The 16,628-nt window shown below is 62.8% G+C and carries 15 protein-coding genes and 1 tRNA gene; 7 read left to right on the forward strand and 9 right to left on the reverse strand.

Translation table 11 applies throughout. The features are described 5' to 3' along the window. Positions 1-89 precede the first annotated feature (89 nt). Entirely contained in the window at positions 90-461 is a 372-nt protein-coding gene (locus QX048_RS32160) for a c-type cytochrome (RefSeq protein ID WP_315717730.1), read from the reverse strand. 214 nt (positions 462-675) lie between these two features. Here QX048_RS32160 and QX048_RS32165 point away from each other — a divergent pair, with 214 nt between their 5' ends. Together QX048_RS32165 and QX048_RS32170 are read left to right on the forward strand one after the other, a co-directional pair. Further along, a complete protein-coding gene (locus tag QX048_RS32165) occupies positions 676-1,848 on the forward strand; it encodes an FIST N-terminal domain-containing protein (RefSeq protein WP_315717729.1) in 1,173 nt (390 codons plus the stop codon). Beyond that, complete coding sequence (locus QX048_RS32170) at positions 1,845-3,197, forward strand: hybrid sensor histidine kinase/response regulator (protein WP_315717728.1); 1,353 nt, start codon at positions 1,845-1,847, stop codon at positions 3,195-3,197. Before QX048_RS32165 ends, QX048_RS32170 begins: the two co-directional genes overlap by 4 nt. On the opposite strand, the gene QX048_RS32175 is transcribed toward QX048_RS32170, so the two are convergent. From QX048_RS32175 to QX048_RS32190, 4 genes are all read right to left on the reverse strand, one after another. Continuing rightward, positions 3,151-3,885, reverse strand: coding sequence for a response regulator transcription factor (locus QX048_RS32175; RefSeq protein WP_316175945.1), 735 nt, complete (start codon positions 3,883-3,885; stop codon positions 3,151-3,153). The two genes, QX048_RS32170 and QX048_RS32175, sit on opposite strands and share 47 nt — an antisense overlap. 207 nt (positions 3,886-4,092) lie before the next feature. Further along, positions 4,093-4,782 (reverse strand): response regulator transcription factor, encoded by a 690-nt coding sequence (locus QX048_RS32180; RefSeq protein WP_316165067.1) that lies wholly within the window; start codon positions 4,780-4,782, stop codon positions 4,093-4,095. Positions 4,783-4,852: 70 nt separating this feature from the next. After that, positions 4,853-6,064, reverse strand: coding sequence for a c-type cytochrome (locus tag QX048_RS32185; protein WP_316200851.1), 1,212 nt, complete (start codon positions 6,062-6,064; stop codon positions 4,853-4,855). Positions 6,065-6,205: 141 nt separating this feature from the next. Next, complete coding sequence (locus tag QX048_RS32190; protein WP_316200853.1) at positions 6,206-7,897, reverse strand: PQQ-dependent methanol/ethanol family dehydrogenase; 1,692 nt, start codon at positions 7,895-7,897, stop codon at positions 6,206-6,208. 1,650 nt (positions 7,898-9,547) lie between these two features. Between QX048_RS32190 and QX048_RS32195 the strand changes: the two genes are divergently transcribed. After that, complete coding sequence (locus QX048_RS32195; protein ID WP_316200850.1) at positions 9,548-10,414, forward strand: macro domain-containing protein; 867 nt, start codon at positions 9,548-9,550, stop codon at positions 10,412-10,414. Next, complete coding sequence (locus tag QX048_RS32200; RefSeq protein WP_316200849.1) at positions 10,399-11,373, forward strand: DarT ssDNA thymidine ADP-ribosyltransferase family protein; 975 nt, start codon at positions 10,399-10,401, stop codon at positions 11,371-11,373. Before QX048_RS32195 ends, QX048_RS32200 begins: the two co-directional genes overlap by 16 nt. Positions 11,374-11,689: 316 nt before the next feature. Here the strand turns inward: QX048_RS32200 and QX048_RS32205 are convergent, their stop codons facing one another. From QX048_RS32205 to QX048_RS32215, 3 genes are all read right to left on the reverse strand, one after another. Continuing rightward, positions 11,690-11,947, reverse strand: a complete 258-nt coding sequence (locus QX048_RS32205) for a hypothetical protein (RefSeq protein WP_316200848.1) — start codon at positions 11,945-11,947, stop codon at positions 11,690-11,692. A gap of 919 nt (positions 11,948-12,866) precedes the next feature. After that, positions 12,867-12,951, reverse strand: a tRNA-Leu gene (locus QX048_RS32210). A gap of 135 nt (positions 12,952-13,086) precedes the next feature. After that, a complete protein-coding gene (locus tag QX048_RS32215) occupies positions 13,087-13,335 on the reverse strand; it encodes a FliM/FliN family flagellar motor switch protein (RefSeq protein ID WP_315717718.1) in 249 nt (82 codons plus the stop codon). 65 nt (positions 13,336-13,400) lie between these two features. Between QX048_RS32215 and lipB the strand changes: the two genes are divergently transcribed. Next, complete coding sequence (gene lipB / locus QX048_RS32220; RefSeq protein ID WP_315754767.1) at positions 13,401-14,123, forward strand: lipoyl(octanoyl) transferase LipB; 723 nt, start codon at positions 13,401-13,403, stop codon at positions 14,121-14,123. A gap of 2 nt (positions 14,124-14,125) precedes the next feature. Here lipB and QX048_RS32225 read toward each other — a convergent pair whose 3' ends face one another. Continuing rightward, positions 14,126-14,554: a 4-oxalocrotonate tautomerase family protein gene (locus QX048_RS32225; RefSeq protein WP_316170833.1), complete on the reverse strand. Its 429-nt coding sequence runs from the start codon at positions 14,552-14,554 to the stop codon at positions 14,126-14,128. A 108-nt stretch (positions 14,555-14,662) separates the two neighbouring features. Here QX048_RS32225 and QX048_RS32230 point away from each other — a divergent pair, with 108 nt between their 5' ends. Both QX048_RS32230 and QX048_RS32235 read left to right on the forward strand, forming a co-directional pair. Beyond that, positions 14,663-15,520: a LysR family transcriptional regulator gene (locus QX048_RS32230; RefSeq protein WP_315717715.1), complete on the forward strand. Its 858-nt coding sequence runs from the start codon at positions 14,663-14,665 to the stop codon at positions 15,518-15,520. 59 nt (positions 15,521-15,579) lie between these two features. Further along, entirely contained in the window at positions 15,580-16,626 is a 1,047-nt protein-coding gene (locus QX048_RS32235) for an AraC family transcriptional regulator (RefSeq protein WP_315827877.1), read from the forward strand. Positions 16,627-16,628 lie beyond the last annotated feature (2 nt).

Consider the following 16,628-nt stretch of genomic DNA (forward strand, 5'->3'; position numbering starts at 1 on the left):
GCCAACGATGCCAGTCGTAATCGGTGAGCGGCTCTTTTCCAACGGCGCGGCCTGCAGCGTCGGCAAAGTCGCCAGCTTCCCCGGCTACGCTATTTCAGAGTCGACAGATAGGCGACGACGTCGGCCCGCTCCTTCGCGTCCGCCAATCCTTTGAAATACATCTTGACGCCGTGAACGTCCCCGCGAGGATCGGCGATATAGGCATCCAGTGCCGTCGCGGTCCAAGGCGCATTGTTCTTTTTCATGCTCTCCGAATAGGCGTAGTCCGGCACAGCCGCTGGCTGCCGTCCAACGATGTTCCAGAGGCTCGGGCCGACCTTGTTGACGCCGATCTCGGCAGAGTGGCAGTTCTGGCAGATGCGCTGGAAGATGCTTTTCCCGGCGGCCGGATTTCCGTCGAGCGCGCGGGCGCTCGGTGCCAGGCAGGCGAGAACGGCGACAAGAGCGATGCGGCGGAGCATGCGAAATCTTTCCCTTTTCGATCCGGAGCGGGCGCGGGCCAGCCCCCCGGGCCAGGCGCGGTGAGCAGATCCGCGCGGATGATCGGACGACAGCCCGGCCCAAGTCCTTGTCCTGGATCAAGCCGCGCGGTTGCCGTTGCTGCTCAATTGGCTTAATCTTCTAAAAAAACGAACGATCGCCAACAAACCAAAGTGTCGTTCTGGGAGGTGCCCGATGGGAGACGCCGATCCTCGGCCCCCGCGTCCGTCTGGCGTGACTGCTGCAAAGTCCAAGGCTGCGACGGAGGCCGCTGCGGCGGCCGACATCTGCGGCCAGTTGCCGGCCGAGGGGTTGGCGATGGTGCTGATCTTCCTGTCGCCCCACTACGATCCAAACGAGTTCATGGTGGAGGTGACGACCCGTCTTGCGGACGTCCCCGTATACGGCTGTACGACGGCCGGAGAGCTGTCGCCCGATGGCTGGGACGACAACAGCGTCGTCGCTCTCGGATTTGCCGCCGAGGATTTCACGGTATTCGCACAGCCCATCTTCGGGTTGTCGGGCTTTCGCGTCGATGAAGGACGTCGCCTCGGCAACCAGATGAGGCAGGACCTGTCGCGGCACGGTGGTCGCGACGACGACGGCGTATTCGGGCTCGTCCTGATCGACGGCATGTGCCAGCGCGAAGAGGCGATCATGTCGGCGATCTACGCCTCGCTCGACAATATTCCCCTGGTTGGCGGGTCGGCCGGCGACGGTCTGCGGTTCGAGCGCACCTGGGTCTTTCACGACGGCAAGGCCCACACGGACATGGCCGTGCTGATCCTGATCAGGACGTCATTGCCGTTCCGGCTGTTCAAATGCGACAATTTCGAGCCGACCTCGACCAAGATGGTGGTGACGGAGGCCGATCTCGAGCAGCGTATCGTCAAGCAGCTCAATGCCGAGCCGGCGGCGGAGGAATATTGTCGCGCGATCGGAATAGCCGATTCCGAGCTCGACCCGTTCCTGTTTGCGGCCCATCCGGTCCTGGTGCGCGTGGGAGGCTCCTATTTCGCGCGCTCGATTCAGCGCGTCAGCCCTGACGGCTCGCTCCGGTTCTTCTGCGCGATCGACGAAGGAATGGTGCTGACGGCGGCGAGGTCACGCAACTCCGTGGCGGCCGCCCGCGAGATGCTGGCCGAGGTCCGCGACGAGATCGGCGAGGTCTCGATCTTCATCGGTTTCGAGTGCATCCTCAGGCGTCTTGACGCAGAGCAGCATCAGTTTGCGCGGGAAATGTCCGATCTCTATCGCGACAACCGGATCGTCGGATTCCATACCTATGGCGAGCAGTACGGTTCAATGCACGTCAATCAGACGCTGACCGGGGTCGCGATCGGCAAACGTGGAGCGGCGCAGCCATGACCGCCGCGGGGTCTCCGGAAGACCTGCAGCGCGAGGCGGCCAAGCTCAGGAAGATCAACGCCGCGCTGATGTCCCGGGTCGAACGCTCGATGGACCAGCAGTTCAATGCGTTCTCGCTGTTCGAAACGGCGATCGCGCTCGATCAGCAGGTGCGCGAGCGGACGCGCCAGCTGCGTGATGCGCTGCGTTCGATCGAAACCGCCAACAAGGACCTCTTTCGGGCCAAGCAGCAGGCTGAAGCGGCCAGCTCCCTGAAATCCTCGGTTCTCATCTCCGTTACGCATGATCTGCTTCAGCCGCTCAACGCCGCGCGGCTCACGCTCTCGACCTTGGCGGACGAAGTCTCGTCCGATCGCGGAACGGCCATGGTCGGCCAGGTCGACCATTCGCTGGCCATGCTCGAGGATCTGCTGCGATCCCTGCTGGAGATTGCCAAGCTCGATGCCGGAGCCCTGCGCCCCGATGTCAGGCCCGTTCTGCTTTCGACCCTGTTCGAGCCGCTCGAACGCGAATTCGCCCCGATCGCGGCCAAACGCGGGTTGTCCCTGCGCATTTGTCCGTGCTCGATCGCCGTGGTCTCGGATGCCATGATGTTGCGGCGCATCTTGCAGAACCTCCTCGCCAACTCTCTGCGCTACACGCGGCGAGGCGGCGTCGTCATGGGATGCCGGCCGGGGCCGGGAGCAGGCCGGGTTCGCATCGAGGTCCACGACACCGGCCCGGGCATTCCCAAACCGCAACAAGAAGCGATCTTTCTCGAATTCCAGCGCGGTCAGCCGAGCGCCGAGGATCAAGCCGGCTTCGGGCTGGGCCTGTCGATCGTCCGTCGCTTCGCCAAGGCATTGGACCATGAGGTCGGGCTGGCTTCGCGGGTTGGACATGGGTCCACATTCAAGCTCGAGCTCGACCGCGCCGACCCGGCAGCCGTACTGCCGGATCCGCATCCTGCGGATCACGTCGACCACGACTATGGCGGGCTCGAAGGCGCCAAGATCCTGCTGATCGAAAACGACCTGGCCACCGCCGAGGCCATGGTCAGTCTGTTGGAAAAATGGGGCTGCGACGTCGTGGCGACGGCGTCGCTGAATGACGCTTTGCAGCGTTTGAGTGCGCTCGGGGCGGTCCCCGAGACGATCATCGCGGATCTCCACCTGGATGGCGACGAGAGCGGGCTTGCCGCCATCCGGGACATCAGGCAATTCCTCGGCCGAGATGTTGCGGCCATGATCGTGACGGCCGACTATTCCGAAGACGCAGCCAGGGAAGCAAGCCAATACGGGCTCGAGATCTTGACCAAGCCGGTCAGGCCTGCGGAGCTTCGCGCGCTGTTGTCGTTCTTGCTGTCTTGAGCGCCTCAGCGCCGTTTGCCCGAGCCGGCGTGCGCGGCTCGCCGATGAGGTTCACGAAGTCGATCTTTTCCATCTCGATGATGGCCTTGGTCCTGCTCATGACGCGAAGCTTGCGCAGGATCTCCGAGACGTGGACCTTCACCGTCGTCTCGCAGATCCCGAGCTCATAGGCGATCTGCTTGTTCTGCAGTCCGCGGCGGATCAGGTCGAGCACGCGCAGTTGCTGCGGCGTCAGCTCGTGAAGACGCTTCAGGAGGTCCTGAGCAGGAAGTCGGCCACGGCGCGCACTGGCGCAGAGGGAGCCGCCTTCAACATGGACCTCGCCCCGCAGCACGGCCTTGATCGCGTCGGCAAGTTGCTGCTTCGAAGTCGATTTCGAGATGTAGCCGGAGACACCCAGCGCGAGAACATGGGCGACGAGGTCCGGGTCCCGATGCGCGGAAACCACCAGGATCGGTGTGCGCGGCGCGGTCTTGCGGATGCGGATGACGCCGGAGAGTCCGGTCGTTCCGGGTGTCGAGAGGTCGAGCAGGATCAGGTCGAATCTCGGCGGAGATGAAAGAAGCCCGACGGCCATGTCGACGGACGTCGCCTCGCGCATCTCGGCATCAGCCAGAGCGGCGCGGATCGCGCTCTCCAGCGCCTCCCGAAACAGCGGATGGTCCTCGACGATGAGCAATCGAGCCACGTGCCTGCCTCCCCCGGCCGGATCGAAGATCCGGATCATTCAGTGTCGCGGATCCGACATTCAACCAGCGTGCGGGCTGCGTCTTCGAAGGAACGTCAGAACCGGAGCATCAGCGATACCGCGTTGGTTGGCATCAATCAACGATCAAGACGCCATCGACGTCGCCACGCCTGCGGTGGCCGTGGAGTCGTGCGGCGCAACAATTCGCTACGGGTGCTTTCGACTCGAAGCGGTGCGCGATCCCTGCCGGTCGGCCGGCACGTTCAGCGCGATCTTGCCGATCTCGATGACGGCCTTGTTGCGGCTGAACAGACGGAGTTTTCTCAGGATCTCGGTGATGTGCGCCTTGACGGTCGACTCCGCAAGCTGAAGCTCGCTGGCGATTTCCCGGTTCTGATAGCCACGCCTGATCAGGTCGAGGACGCGAAGCTGTTGTGGCGTCAGCTCCTCGAGACGCGCCTGCAGCGCGCGAGATGACCCCTTCCCGTGGCGCTCGACGACGGGCACGAAGTCTTTCGGGACCGAGATCGAGCCGCTGAGCACGCGCTCGATCGCGGACGTCAGCTCACGCTTCGAGGTCGACTTCGGCAGATAGCCGGCCGCGCCGAGCGAAAGCGCCTCGCGCACGACGTTCTGGTCCTCTTCACTCGAGACGATCGCGACCGGAAGCCGCGGATACGCGGCGCGAAGCCGCTGGAATCCCGAGAAGCCCATGGCATCGGGCAGCGTCAGGTCGAGCAGCGCCAGGTCGATGTCGGGTTTCATTGCGAGGGTGGTGAGCGCATCGGCAATCGACAGCGCCTCGAAGATCTCGGCGTCGGGATGCGCCAGACGCACCGCATTGCCGAGAGCTTCGCGAAATAGCGGATGATCGTCGATGATCAGAAAGCGCGTCATGTCCGACCTTCACTCGCCGCCAGCACGTGCCGGGTGGATCCGGCAGATCGTGTCGGCCGGTGCCCCTCCTTCAATTTGCCGTTTCTGACGACTGCACGGTCAGCAGGAACGTATAGATGCTCTCGAACTGGTCGTCGGTAAAGACCTCCTTCCAGGCGGGCATGCCCTTGGAGGGACGGCCTTCATGCACGGTGGTCCAAAATTTGTCGCGCATGTCCTCGCCGTAGCGGGTCCGCAGCCGTCGCAGGTCGATGCGCCGTTCCGCCTGCACGGCGTCGGGTCCGTGACAATGCGCGCAGGTGCCGTTGAAGATCTCTTTGCCCAGCGTCACCGCCTCGGACTTCGACTCGCTCGCAGTCGAGTCCGAAACCCTCATCACGGCGGCCTCGGCGACCGGCTGGCGGAGAAGCTGAGCAGGGTCAGTCGTCGACGCCAGCCTGATCGGGCGCGGCACGGCGCCGAGCCTGATCGACGGCTCGCCCGGCAGCCCGTATTTGGCCGCCAGCTCGGCGATCCGCGGTGCGAGCTGCGGCAGGGCGGCGTCGATCTGATCGCGCAATTGCGTGGAGCTCTTGGCAAGGCCGATCGCGGCATCCCAGGACAGACCGTCGCCCTCGACCGGCTGGATCCGGAAGCTGCTCTGGTAGATCGTCTTGTTCAGCCAGCCTGCAACCGGACCCCAGATGAAGGCGATGTCGGCCTTGCCGTGGGCCAGCGCCGCCAAGCCTTCGTCCGGTGTCAGCACCGTCACCTTCTCGATGTCGTCGCGCTGGGCCAGCAGATTTTGCGGCGTGGTCTGGTATTGCACCGCGACGCGCTTGCCTCGGAGGTCGTCGATGCCATGGACGACCAACGTTCCGCGGCTGACGAGCGCGTAGGTCTCGGTCGCGATCTTCTTCGAGAAGATCACGGCCGGTCCCATGAAGTCCGCTGACAGCGGCAGACCGATCATCGCGTCGCACTGCTTGCCCAGCAGCGTCACGCGCACGGTTCGCTTGCCGAAATAGGATTTGTACCAATCATACGTCACGGGGCGGCCGAGCTCACGCGACAGCTCCTGGCCGACCTCGAGATAGAATCCCGGCTGCGTTGGATTGTCGCTCGAAAACGGAAGATTGGTCGGATCCGCACAAAGCCGCAGCGGCTCCGCCTCGTTGGCCAGGCCCGCCGCCGACGCGGCCAGCACGGTGGAGGCCACCAAGGCGACGAGAGCCGTCGCGCTTGCTGCCAGTTCGGCGGCGGCCCGCCAATTCGAGCCAGTCTGACGGCGATTCAGGCGCATCCTCGATCCCTCAGGTCTTGTTTATCTGTTTGTACGGCTCGGTCTCGCGGCCGGCCGTCTTCGTCCGCTTGATGCGGATCGGCTGAACGCCGCGCGTGTCCCCGCGGCCGGGGCCACGCGCAGCCGTCGCGAGCGTTGCGGTTATTGGACCGCGAACACGAACAGGGCGCCGCCCTCGGGAGCAGCGTTTGTCATCTTCTTGCCGATCTCGCCCAGGAACGCCGGGATCGAGGCGGTGCGGCCGACGACGACGGCGACGTACTGCTTGCCGTCGACCGAATAGGTCACCGGACCGGCGCCGATGCCGGAGCCGAGATTCCTCTTCCACAGGATCTTGCCGGTCTTGGCGTCGATGGCGCGGAAGTCGCCGTGAAGATTGCCGGAGAATACCAAGCCGCCGGCGGTGCTCAGCGTGCCGCCGTTGAACGGAAGGTCTTCCTGGATCGACCAGACCTTCTTGTTGTTCACGGGATCCCAGGCGATGAGCTCACCGAGGAACCCGCCGGGGCCTTCCTTGGTCGGGAATTCCGCACCGAGATAGAACACGCCGCGCTTGTACGAGACGTCGCTGACCGACCAGTCCATGCAGACATTGTTCGCCGGGATGTAGACCAGGCCGGTGTCCGGATTGTACGACATCGGCTGCCAGTTCTTGCCGCCGATCAGGTTCGGGCAGACGTCCTTGACGGGATGTCCGGGGCCCGGCCGTTTGTCCGGATCCTCGACCGCGCGCAACGTCGAGGTGTCCCATTTCTGCGCCCAGTTGGCGAAGACGTATTTCTCGGCCGAGATCACCTTGCCGGTCTCGCGGTTGGCCACGAAGAAGAAGCCATTGCGGTCGGCCTTCATCAGCGTCGGGACAGCCGCACCGCCAACCTTGAGATCGGCGAGAATAGCCTCGTTGACGCCGTCATAGTCCCAGGCATCGGCAGGCGTGGTCTGGATGTGCCACTTGATCTTGCCGGTGTTCGGATCGAGCGCCAGCGTGGATGCCGTATACAGATTGGTCAGCTTGCCGAAATCGCCATTGCCGGTCGAGCGCACGGCGGTGTTCCAGGGACCTGGATTGCTGGTGCCCCAATAGACCGTGTCGCTCTTCGGATCGTAGGAGCCGACCAGCCAGGCCGCGCCGCCACCATGCAGGCCGGTGTCACCCTTCCAGGTCTCGCTGCCGGGCTCGCCGGGCGCAGGCACCGTGTAGGTCTGCCAGACCATCTTGCCGGAGTTGATGTCGTAGGCCTGCAGCGAGCCGCGCACGCCGTACTCGCCGCCGCCGAAGCCGGTGATGACCTTGTCGCGCACGACCAGCGGCGGCGAGGTGATCACCGAGCCCTGCTTGTAGTCCACCACCTTGGACGTCCACAGCTCCTTGCCGGTGGCGGCATCGAGCGCGGTCAGCTTGCCGTCGAGCCGGCCGACGAACAGCTTGCCGTCGGCATACGAGATGCCGCGGCTGTTCACGTCGCAGCAGGCATATTGCAGCGTATCGTCCGGAATGTCCGGCTCATAGGTCCATTTGCGCGCGCCGGTCGCGGCATCCAGCGCATAGACGTATTTCGGCCCCCACGACGTCGAGACGTAGAGCGTGTTGCCGATCACGATCGGCGAGGCCTCGTTCGAGCGTAGCGAGGCCAGCGAGAACGAATAGACCAGCGACAGCTTGCCGGCGTTCTCGGTGTTGATCTCCTTGAGCGGGCTGAACCGGGTGTTGCCGTAGTCATGCCCGGCCATCGCCCAGGCGCCGGGCTCGCTGGCGGCCTTCAGCGCCGAGTCGTTGGCGCGGACGCCCAGCGTGCCGGCGACAAGGAAGGCAACCGTCGAGATGCCAGCCAAGAATCTCCTGCTCGTGAAGTTCATCAGTTCCCTCCGCTTATGTCTTTGTTGTGGTCGTATGGCGCGTGCGCCAGCCCCAAGATGAGCAGTCGCGCTGCAAGCAACGGGGCGATTACAGCATCAGCTCCGCCCGGCTCTCATAGGCGGAAGGTAGTAGGCGCAGGGGATCGGGGTTGAACGCCGATTATCGCGCCTTTTCAGCGACTTACCTGAATTCCGTGACCTGCGGGCGGAAGGATCGTTGTCGCCATGATGAACGAGGCGCGCTTCTACTGTGCGGTCTCGTGGCAGCCCGGCGTCCTCGCGGTCGCCACAGCGAGGGAAGCCGTCGCTCTCGAGATGACGCCTTGAACAACCCGGACCGAACGGCGGCATCGTTTAGTTCGGCGAACGCATCGCGGCACGCCCCCGCTCATCTGGCGATCATGGTTGAGCGATGACGCCACGCAGGCGCCGCAGGGCGGGCAAAGGCGCGCCAACAACGATGGTGTCGTGCACGATCTCGCACGAGCCGTGCCCACCGCCCGCCCGACTGGCGCCAATGGTGGCACGCGTCGCCTTCGGCGTCGCTTTGCCGTCCCATGGCAGCGTCACGTGCGGCGGAGTCGGGGTGCACGGCGCGACGGACTCCGTCAGCGTCATCAAGCTGATTTGGCCCCGTCCAGACCTTCTGAAGAAAATAATCTTGTTGCTATTTTTCCGAATACGTGTTTGTGTATCGCTATCCTGGACCCGCCGAGAGGGGCGCTTCGCGATCGTCACGAGACGTGGGGTCTGGGGATGCGGTGGCCGCAGGCGTGCTGCAGCGGGCTCACGGGCTCGCCGACGAACGGCAGGTTTGCGGACGTGAAGACGCGTGGTCCTGGCGCCCCGATGCTGGCGCCAAGTCGTCGGGCGATGATCCCGAGGGCGACGGTGGCTAAAGAGCCGGACACCGGGGAGATCGCGACATAAGCGTGAAAACCATCGCGCGGGGAATGCCGGGATGTCTCGGCTGAACCTGTGGTTCCTGCCGCCTGCATTTTTTTCGCAGGCGGGCCATGGGTGCGGCCAGCGCCCGGCATTCCCCGCGCCCTCTCATTCTCGAGGGCGGAACGATCGGCACAACTCGGACGCCATCGCGCCGCGGGACCGCAGCCCATCGCCCGAACGAAAGGCGCGAGGCCGGAACAAACCGCAAACAGATTTGAAGTCTGGGGAGAGAGGGATGGTGCGCTCGGAGAGAACCGAATCGACGACCTCCCCATTGATATATCGAGGTAATTTGTCTTTTTCCGGCCTAAAATAGCCCAAATTGATCCCATTTTGTATCACAGATGCACCACGAAATCTGAGGTCGCCAACGTCGCTGCATGCGGAGAACTCGCATTGCGCGCTGTTCGGTTGTCGCCCGGTGAACCTCGTTCATTCGCTATTCATTTACCTTGTTGTTCTATTTTTGTTCTCGCGTCAAGCTGTTGCTACCAAGAGAATCGCCCCGACGGGATAACGCGAAACACAGGGACAATTCGACCATGGCGCTGCACCTGCGTTGAATCGACACGCAAAGAAAATAGACTGTCAATCGGAATATCGGCAAAGCCGATTCGGAGAGAACGAGTGCTAACATACGTACGAACAAGCCTATTCGATTCACCTGCTCAAACGCTTGTGAATACGGTCAACCTCGTCGGCGTAATGGGAAAAGGCATCGCTCTTGAGTTCAAGCAGCGATATCCAGCGATGTTCAAGGCATATAAGAGCCTTTGCGATCGTAATGAGTTTGAAATCGGCAAGCTGCATCTGTGGCGATCGCAGGCACATTGGGTTCTAAATTTCCCAACTAAAACTACTTGGAAGAAACCCTCCAAGATTTCGTACATCGAGGATGGACTTAAAGTGTTCGCCGCGTCTTACCGCGATATGGGAATCACGTCTATCTCGTTCCCTCCCCTCGGTTGCGGAAACGGCAACCTAGATTGGGCCGAAGTTCGTCCAATCATGGAGCAATATCTTAGCAAGTTGGAAATCCCTGTCTATGTGCACGATCGACAAGTGACGAAGGGTTTCATCCCTGAACATAAGGAAGTGTCTTTCGAACGCATTCCAGTCTCGTTCGAGGATTTTCTGCAGGACATTCGCGAGCAGATGCATGCTCACTCTGGTACGTTTGCGACTCTGAAGGGGAGAACACTCTTCGGCGCCAAATGGCACGACGATGGCGGCATTTTGATCGAGAGTCCGGGTCGAGCCAGCCAGATACATCCGGAATATATCGAATGGGCTTGGAGCGCTCTGCAATCAGGGATCGTATCCGCCGATCAGTTCCCAGGCGATGATTCCCGGAAAGCGAAATCGTATTTGTTCGCCATTCTGGCAGAGTTACCTTACGTGCGCGTTACGGAAATAAGAAAGCCTGAATGGAGTGAGAATACCCCCGCTCATGGCCTTTACATCAAGCGCGAAGATCGCAACGCGGACATGAACTCGGTTGATGTTCCGCATGATCCGGGTAATCAGCTTTGTCTCTCACTATAGGCCGAGCAACGCTACATATAAAAGAGCAGGTTGAGCGGCTTGCGGCCACCAAGCAGCGTGAATTTTGGCCGCACTTTTTATTTCACACAACCCACGTCACGAACGCGGTCGGTATAGTTGAGCGTGGCGCTCTCGGCGCTCGCAACTTGATTAGCAATTTCCATGATGTTGCTAATCAAGGAGCGCTAGGTGCTTTTCAGGGGTCGCATGACTACGCGCGATTTTATTTCCGACCCAAGAACGGTTTTCATTTGAGAACTGAGGGCATCAAGTGCCTATGCGATCCTTTTCGACTCGCAAATCAGATGTCGGTCCCAGTGTGCTTCGTCTTCCCAATTCAGCGGATTCTTTGTCGCCCGGACGCGTGTTTCACGACGGGTAATGTCCAGCGCTCGCAAGAGTTTTTGACCGGCGATGCAGCGTTTGACACGTTGGATTTCAACGCAATTTATCACGATCACTGGCTCGACGCTTCGAACAAGGAATATATACTCGACCGTCGAATGGCCGAAGTCGCAGTTAAAGGCGAGCTCCCTCTAGCGAACAACTTGCACTCGATTGTTTTCCGCACGATCTGGGACGCATATACATTTCGTCACATGCTCGGTGAGAGAGGTATCTCTTGTCCCTATCCACTGGCTACCGAACAACCAAACGGTTCGCTTTTCATGAGTCAGGGAATGTACATCACCGACCTGAAATTTAGCGATGATCGAATTAACTTGTCGTTTCAGTTCCCTCTGCGAAATGGACCTAGCGATAACATCTACGATGTTTGTGTTGTTCAGGAATATGCTGGAGGGAGGATGATACTTGACCAAAAGTTGTTATTAGACAAGCCAACCCTATCGATCGGTCCTTACAAAGCCGACCCGAACTCGATTTGGACAATTCATCTGGAAAAAGTACTGGCATTCAAAGGACGACTACAACACGCAAAATCGCAGTTGTTTGGTTAGAGCGAGAGACGCTTTCGCGAGCAGCGTCTGTTCATTTAGAGCGGTCCAAGTCCAGCAACCAAGAGCGAATGCGCGACCACTCGACGGAACGGGCACACCCAAGTGGAGAGCCTCAAAGCCCAAATAGCGCCTTGAGCAAAAGGCCAATGACTATCGGGACAAATATCATCAGCGTGCAGCCGGTATTGTTGTGGGAATTGTCGCGGCCTCCCCAAGCATTGTCGTTCCCCAGCCCGACAAAGAACCAGATCATGCACCACAGGATAACCAACATCCCGATTAATGTTAGGAAGGCCATCCGCCCTCGCGCTGATCGTTATGGCACGATGCTGACCGGCAAATCGGAGCGCTCGATTATACCGCGCAATTGCTCGCGTCCGTCTGGCGCAATCACCAATTCGTAGACGGCGTATGATTCCCCAAGCGCTTCGGCGTGCTCTACCGCTTCCGATGCAGACACATACCGGTTGCGACTGTCAATTCGCGGCGCATTGCTGCGCTTGAATACGCCGAAACCCGAATGATGGAAGAGAGCCCTTCCGACTAAGAATGATTGCTTCAACGTCTTCGACATCGAGCGCCCCGCCGCTGCGAAGGCGTCATTCTGCCCCGACGATGCTATGTCGTCCAGACGGCAAGAGACCCACTCGGCGCACGTCCCGCGGGTCTCAAGCTGGTTGCCTCTTCTTCCATCCCACCGGCGGCGGAAGGGCATCGTTTGCCTGCGCCAAGGCCTCCAGCGACGCGTACTTTGCCGTCACAATCCCACGATGGCGTCATGCACGATCTTTCACGGGCCGTGCCCACCGCCCCCACTGGCGCCAATGGCGGGCACGCGTCGCCTTCGGCGTCGCTTTGCCGCCCCATGGCAGCGTCACGTGCGGCGGAGTCGGGGTGCACGGCGCGACGGACTCCGTCAGCGTCATCAAGCTGATTTGGCCCCGTCCAGACCTTCTGAAGAAAATAATCTTGTTGCTATTTTTCCGAATACGTGTTTGTGTATCGCTATCCTGGACCCGCCGAGAGGGGCGCTTCGCGATCGTCACGAGACGTGGGGTCTGGGGATGCGGTGGCCGCAGGCGTGCTGCAGCGGGCTCACGGGCTCGCCGACGAACGGCAGGTTTGCGGACGTGAAGACGCGTGGTCCTGGCGCCCCGATGCTGGCGCCAAGTCGTCGGGCGATGATCCCGAGGGCGACGGTGGCTAAAGAGCCGGACACCGGGGAGATCGCGACATAAGCGTGAAAACCATCGCGCGGGGAATGCCGGGATGTCTCGGCTGAACCTGTGGTTCCTGCCGCCTGCATTTTTTTCGCAGGCGGGCCATGGGTGCGGCCAGCGCCCGGCATTCCCTGCGCCCTCTCATTCTCGAGGGCGGAACGACCGGCACAACTCGGACGCCATCGCGCCGCGGGATCGCAGCCCATCGCCCGAACAAAGGGCGCGAGGACGGAACAAACCGCAAACAGATTTGAAGTTTTGGGGAGAGAGGGATGGTGCGCTCGGAGGGACTCGAACCCCCACGGTGTTACCCACTGCCACCTCAAGGCAGCGCGTCTACCAATTCCGCCACGAGCGCGAAGAAGAAGCCGGAGCCAGAGGAAGGGCGGCACCGGATCAGTGGCGCCCGTGTATCAAATCGATGTCGGGGGGACAAGGCCCGCCCTGCCCTAAAATACCGGATTGTGGACGGTTTTGGCTTGGCCGGGGCGCGCTATCGCGACGTCGGCGTCGGCGAGCGCGGCAGCATCTGCTTGACCTCGACCGCGATGCGGTTGCGGTCGACCAGCACCACCCCATTTGCGATCGGCAGATTGTTGGCGAGCACCTTGACGTCGTCGGCCTCGGTGGCGTCCAGCTCGATGATGGCGCCGCGGGACAGGCGCAGAACCTGGTGGATGGGCATGGAGCAGGTGCCGAGAACGACCATCAGGTCGACTGTCACTTTATCGAGGGTTGACACTGCAGGACCACCGAAGTCACGACTGGATTTTCGTTGCCCAGACATCACCATGTTGTGGTTAGCCAATGGTTAACAGCCGCGAAACACTCGACCTGACCACCTTTGCTGGCCCCCCCGGCAACGCCGTGGCGTGGCGCATCTCCGATTCGCTGATCGACTACGCCCAGGCCACCGAGTTCATGGAGGCGCGGGCGGCCGCGATCGCCGCTCACGAGGCCGCGGAGATGGTCTGGCTGCTCGAGCACCCGCCGGTCTACACCTCCGGTACGTCGGGCAAGGCCGAAGACCTGCGCGATCCGCGCTTTCCGCTGGTGCCGACCGGGCGCGGCGGCCAGGTCACCTATCATGGGCCCGGCCAGCGGGTGGCCTATGTCATGCTCGACCTCAAGCGGCGCCGGCCGGATGTGCGAGCCTATGTCGCGGCGCTCGAGGAGACCATCATCCGCACCCTCGATGCCTTCAACGTGCGCGGCGAGCGGCGCGAGGATCGCGTCGGCGTCTGGGTCAAACGGCCCGACAAGGGCGAGGGCCATGAGGACAAGATCGCCGCGATCGGCGTGCGGCTGAAGCGCTGGGTCACCTTTCACGGCATCGCCATCAATGTCGAGCCGGACCTGTCGCACTTTCAGGCCATCGTGCCCTGCGGCGTGACCGATCCGCGCTACGGCGTCACCAGCCTGGTTGATCTCGGCCTGCCGGTGACGCTCGCCGATGTCGACATCGCGTTCCGGCAGGCGTTCGAGAGCGTCTTCGGCGCCGTCAGCGTCGCGCAGCCGGAGACGGCATGAGCTCACGCGCCGCCCTGCTGCGGCGGCACGTCGAGCTTCGCCGCGACATAGCGGCGCTCCTGGCTCAAGCCACCGAAGCCGTAGGCATCCGCCTTGACCTCGTCGACATGAAGGTAGGTCTCGTGATGCAGCGGGCCGATCAGCTCGGCCATGCGCGCGAACACCGCGGCCAGATAGGCGGCCTTCTCGTCCTTGGTGTTGGTGCCCTCGCTGACGTGAACGTCGATCCAGTAGCTGGCAAGCCCCTGCTCCGCCAGCGAGGCGCCGCCGGCGAACCAGTCCGCGGCATCCGCTTCCGAGACGATGACGGCGGTGACCTTGGGATCCTTGCGCAGGATCCGCGCCGTCAATTCGGTGACGGCGTCCGCGATGGCCTTTTTCAGCGACGGCGAGCGGCGCTGGCTGGCATAGACGATGTTGATCAACGGCATGGTTGGCTCCCGGTATCCAGCGCGTGACTGCGCCTCGACAGCAAAGCTAGCCGCGCGCCTGTCATTTTGGTATCTTATCGGGATGGATATCAATGATAACGATCGCATATGACAGCCACGCTCGACATCGCGACCGTCCGCGCCTTTCTGCTGGTGAGCGAGCTGCACAGCTTCACCCGGGCGGCCGAGACGCTCGGCACCACGCAGGCCGCGGTCAGCCTGAAGCTGCAGCGCCTGGAAGCGCTGCTCGGAAAGCGGCTGGTCGAGCGTTCGCCGCGCGCGGTCCGGCTCACCGCCGACGGCGCGGCCTTCGCCGAGAACGCCCGCGCGCTGGTTGCCGCACATGACCTCGCGCTGACCGGCGCTCCTCGTGCCCGGCCGCTGTTGTCGCTGGGGATCAGCGATCACGTCGCCGGCCCCGAGCTGGTGCCGATGCTCGAGCAGTTGCATGCTGCCATGGCGGACCTCGTCCTGTCGGTCAGCATCGGCTTCTCGCGCGACCTGCTCGACCGCTACGATGCCGGCAAGCTCGACGCCGTGATCGTCCGCCAGGAGGCGAGCCGCCGCGGTGGCGAGGCGTTGATCACGGACGAGTTCGGCTGGTTCGCAGCTCCCAGATTTCGTCTGCCGGCGGCCGGCACGCTGCCGCTCGCCACGCTCGCGCCGCCCTGTGGCGTGCGCAGCATCGCGGTCCGCGCGCTCGAGCGCGCCCGAATCAGCTTCAGCGAGACGTTCGTCGGCGGCGGGGTGACGGCCGTTGCGGCCGCCGCGCGGGCCGGACTTGCGATTGCGCCGCTGGCCCGCCGGATCGCACCCAGCGGACTGATCGATGTCGGAACGGATCTCGGCCTGCCCAAGCTCGGCCGCTCCAAGGTGATGCTGCATGCGAAGGCGGGCGATGCGGCCAAGCGCGCGGCCTTGCGCACGCTGGCCGCAGCATTCCGAAGCGCCGCGATCTCGAAGTAATTGACGCCCGCGGAGCCTGATGTAGCATGGATTAATAATCGGAGTTCAGGAGCAGCGGCTTGAACCGTCTCTTGACCGCAGCTGACCTCGTCAGCGCCCCAGCAAAGCCGAGCCCGGCCTCGACCGGCGCGACCGGCCTCGAACCATTGCATCGCCACGCGCTGATCCGAACCTCGAACGCCGACGTGCTGCGCGACCTCGCGGGGCGCCGGCTCGGCGCCGAGCGCGTCGACTTCAGGAACGCCGAGCGCTTCGAGGCGATCGTCAACCTGATCGAGCTCGAGACCATCGGCCTCGCGTTCGGCACCACGACCTGCGACATGGTCTGCGACCATCGCGCCGCCGATTTCATGAGAGTGCAGATCGCCCTGAAGGGACGCGCGGTCAGTTGCGCCCGCGGCGAGGCGACCGACGTCAATGAGCATCAGTTCGCAGTCGCGCCGGCCGGCGTGCCATGGCAGATGGCGTGCCAGGGTGGCCATCGGCGACTGACTCTGCGGCTCGATCCGCAGGCGCTGCGACGGCGCCTGACGGCGCTGGTCGGCGTGCAGCCGCGCGCCGACTTTACGATCGACCCTGCCATTCCGGCCGCCGATCCGCAGGCCCGCAACCTGATGCGGCTGCTGGATTTCCTGACGACCCAGCTCAACGAGCAGGATGCGGCGTTCCCCGCCGCGGTCTATCGCGAGCTGGAGGATGCGGTGCATGTCGCCTTCCTCTGCGCCAGCCGTCATCGTTTCCGCGACACGCTCCTGGATCCCTCCCCGATGCCGGATTTCGGCCTGGTCAAGCGGCTCGAGGACTATATCGAGGCGAACTGGCGCGAGCCGATCACGATCGAGCGCCTGGCGCGCGAAGCCGGCGTCAGCGCCCGCTCGATCTTCCGTCTGTTTGAGCGCGTGCGCGGCTATTCGCCGATGGCCTTTGCCAAATCGGTGCGCCTGCGGCGCGCCCACGAGATGCTGCGCTCCGGCGATCCCGACATCACGGTGGCAGCGGCCGCTGCCGCCTGCAACTTTGCCAATGCCGGACACTTCGCCCGCTACTACCGCGCCACGTTCGGCGAGCTGCCATCGGCGACGATGGCACGCGCCGAGCAATCGTGACG

Source organism: Bradyrhizobium sp. SZCCHNS30572, from assembly GCF_032484415.1.
Lineage (GTDB): Bacteria > Pseudomonadota > Alphaproteobacteria > Rhizobiales > Xanthobacteraceae > Bradyrhizobium.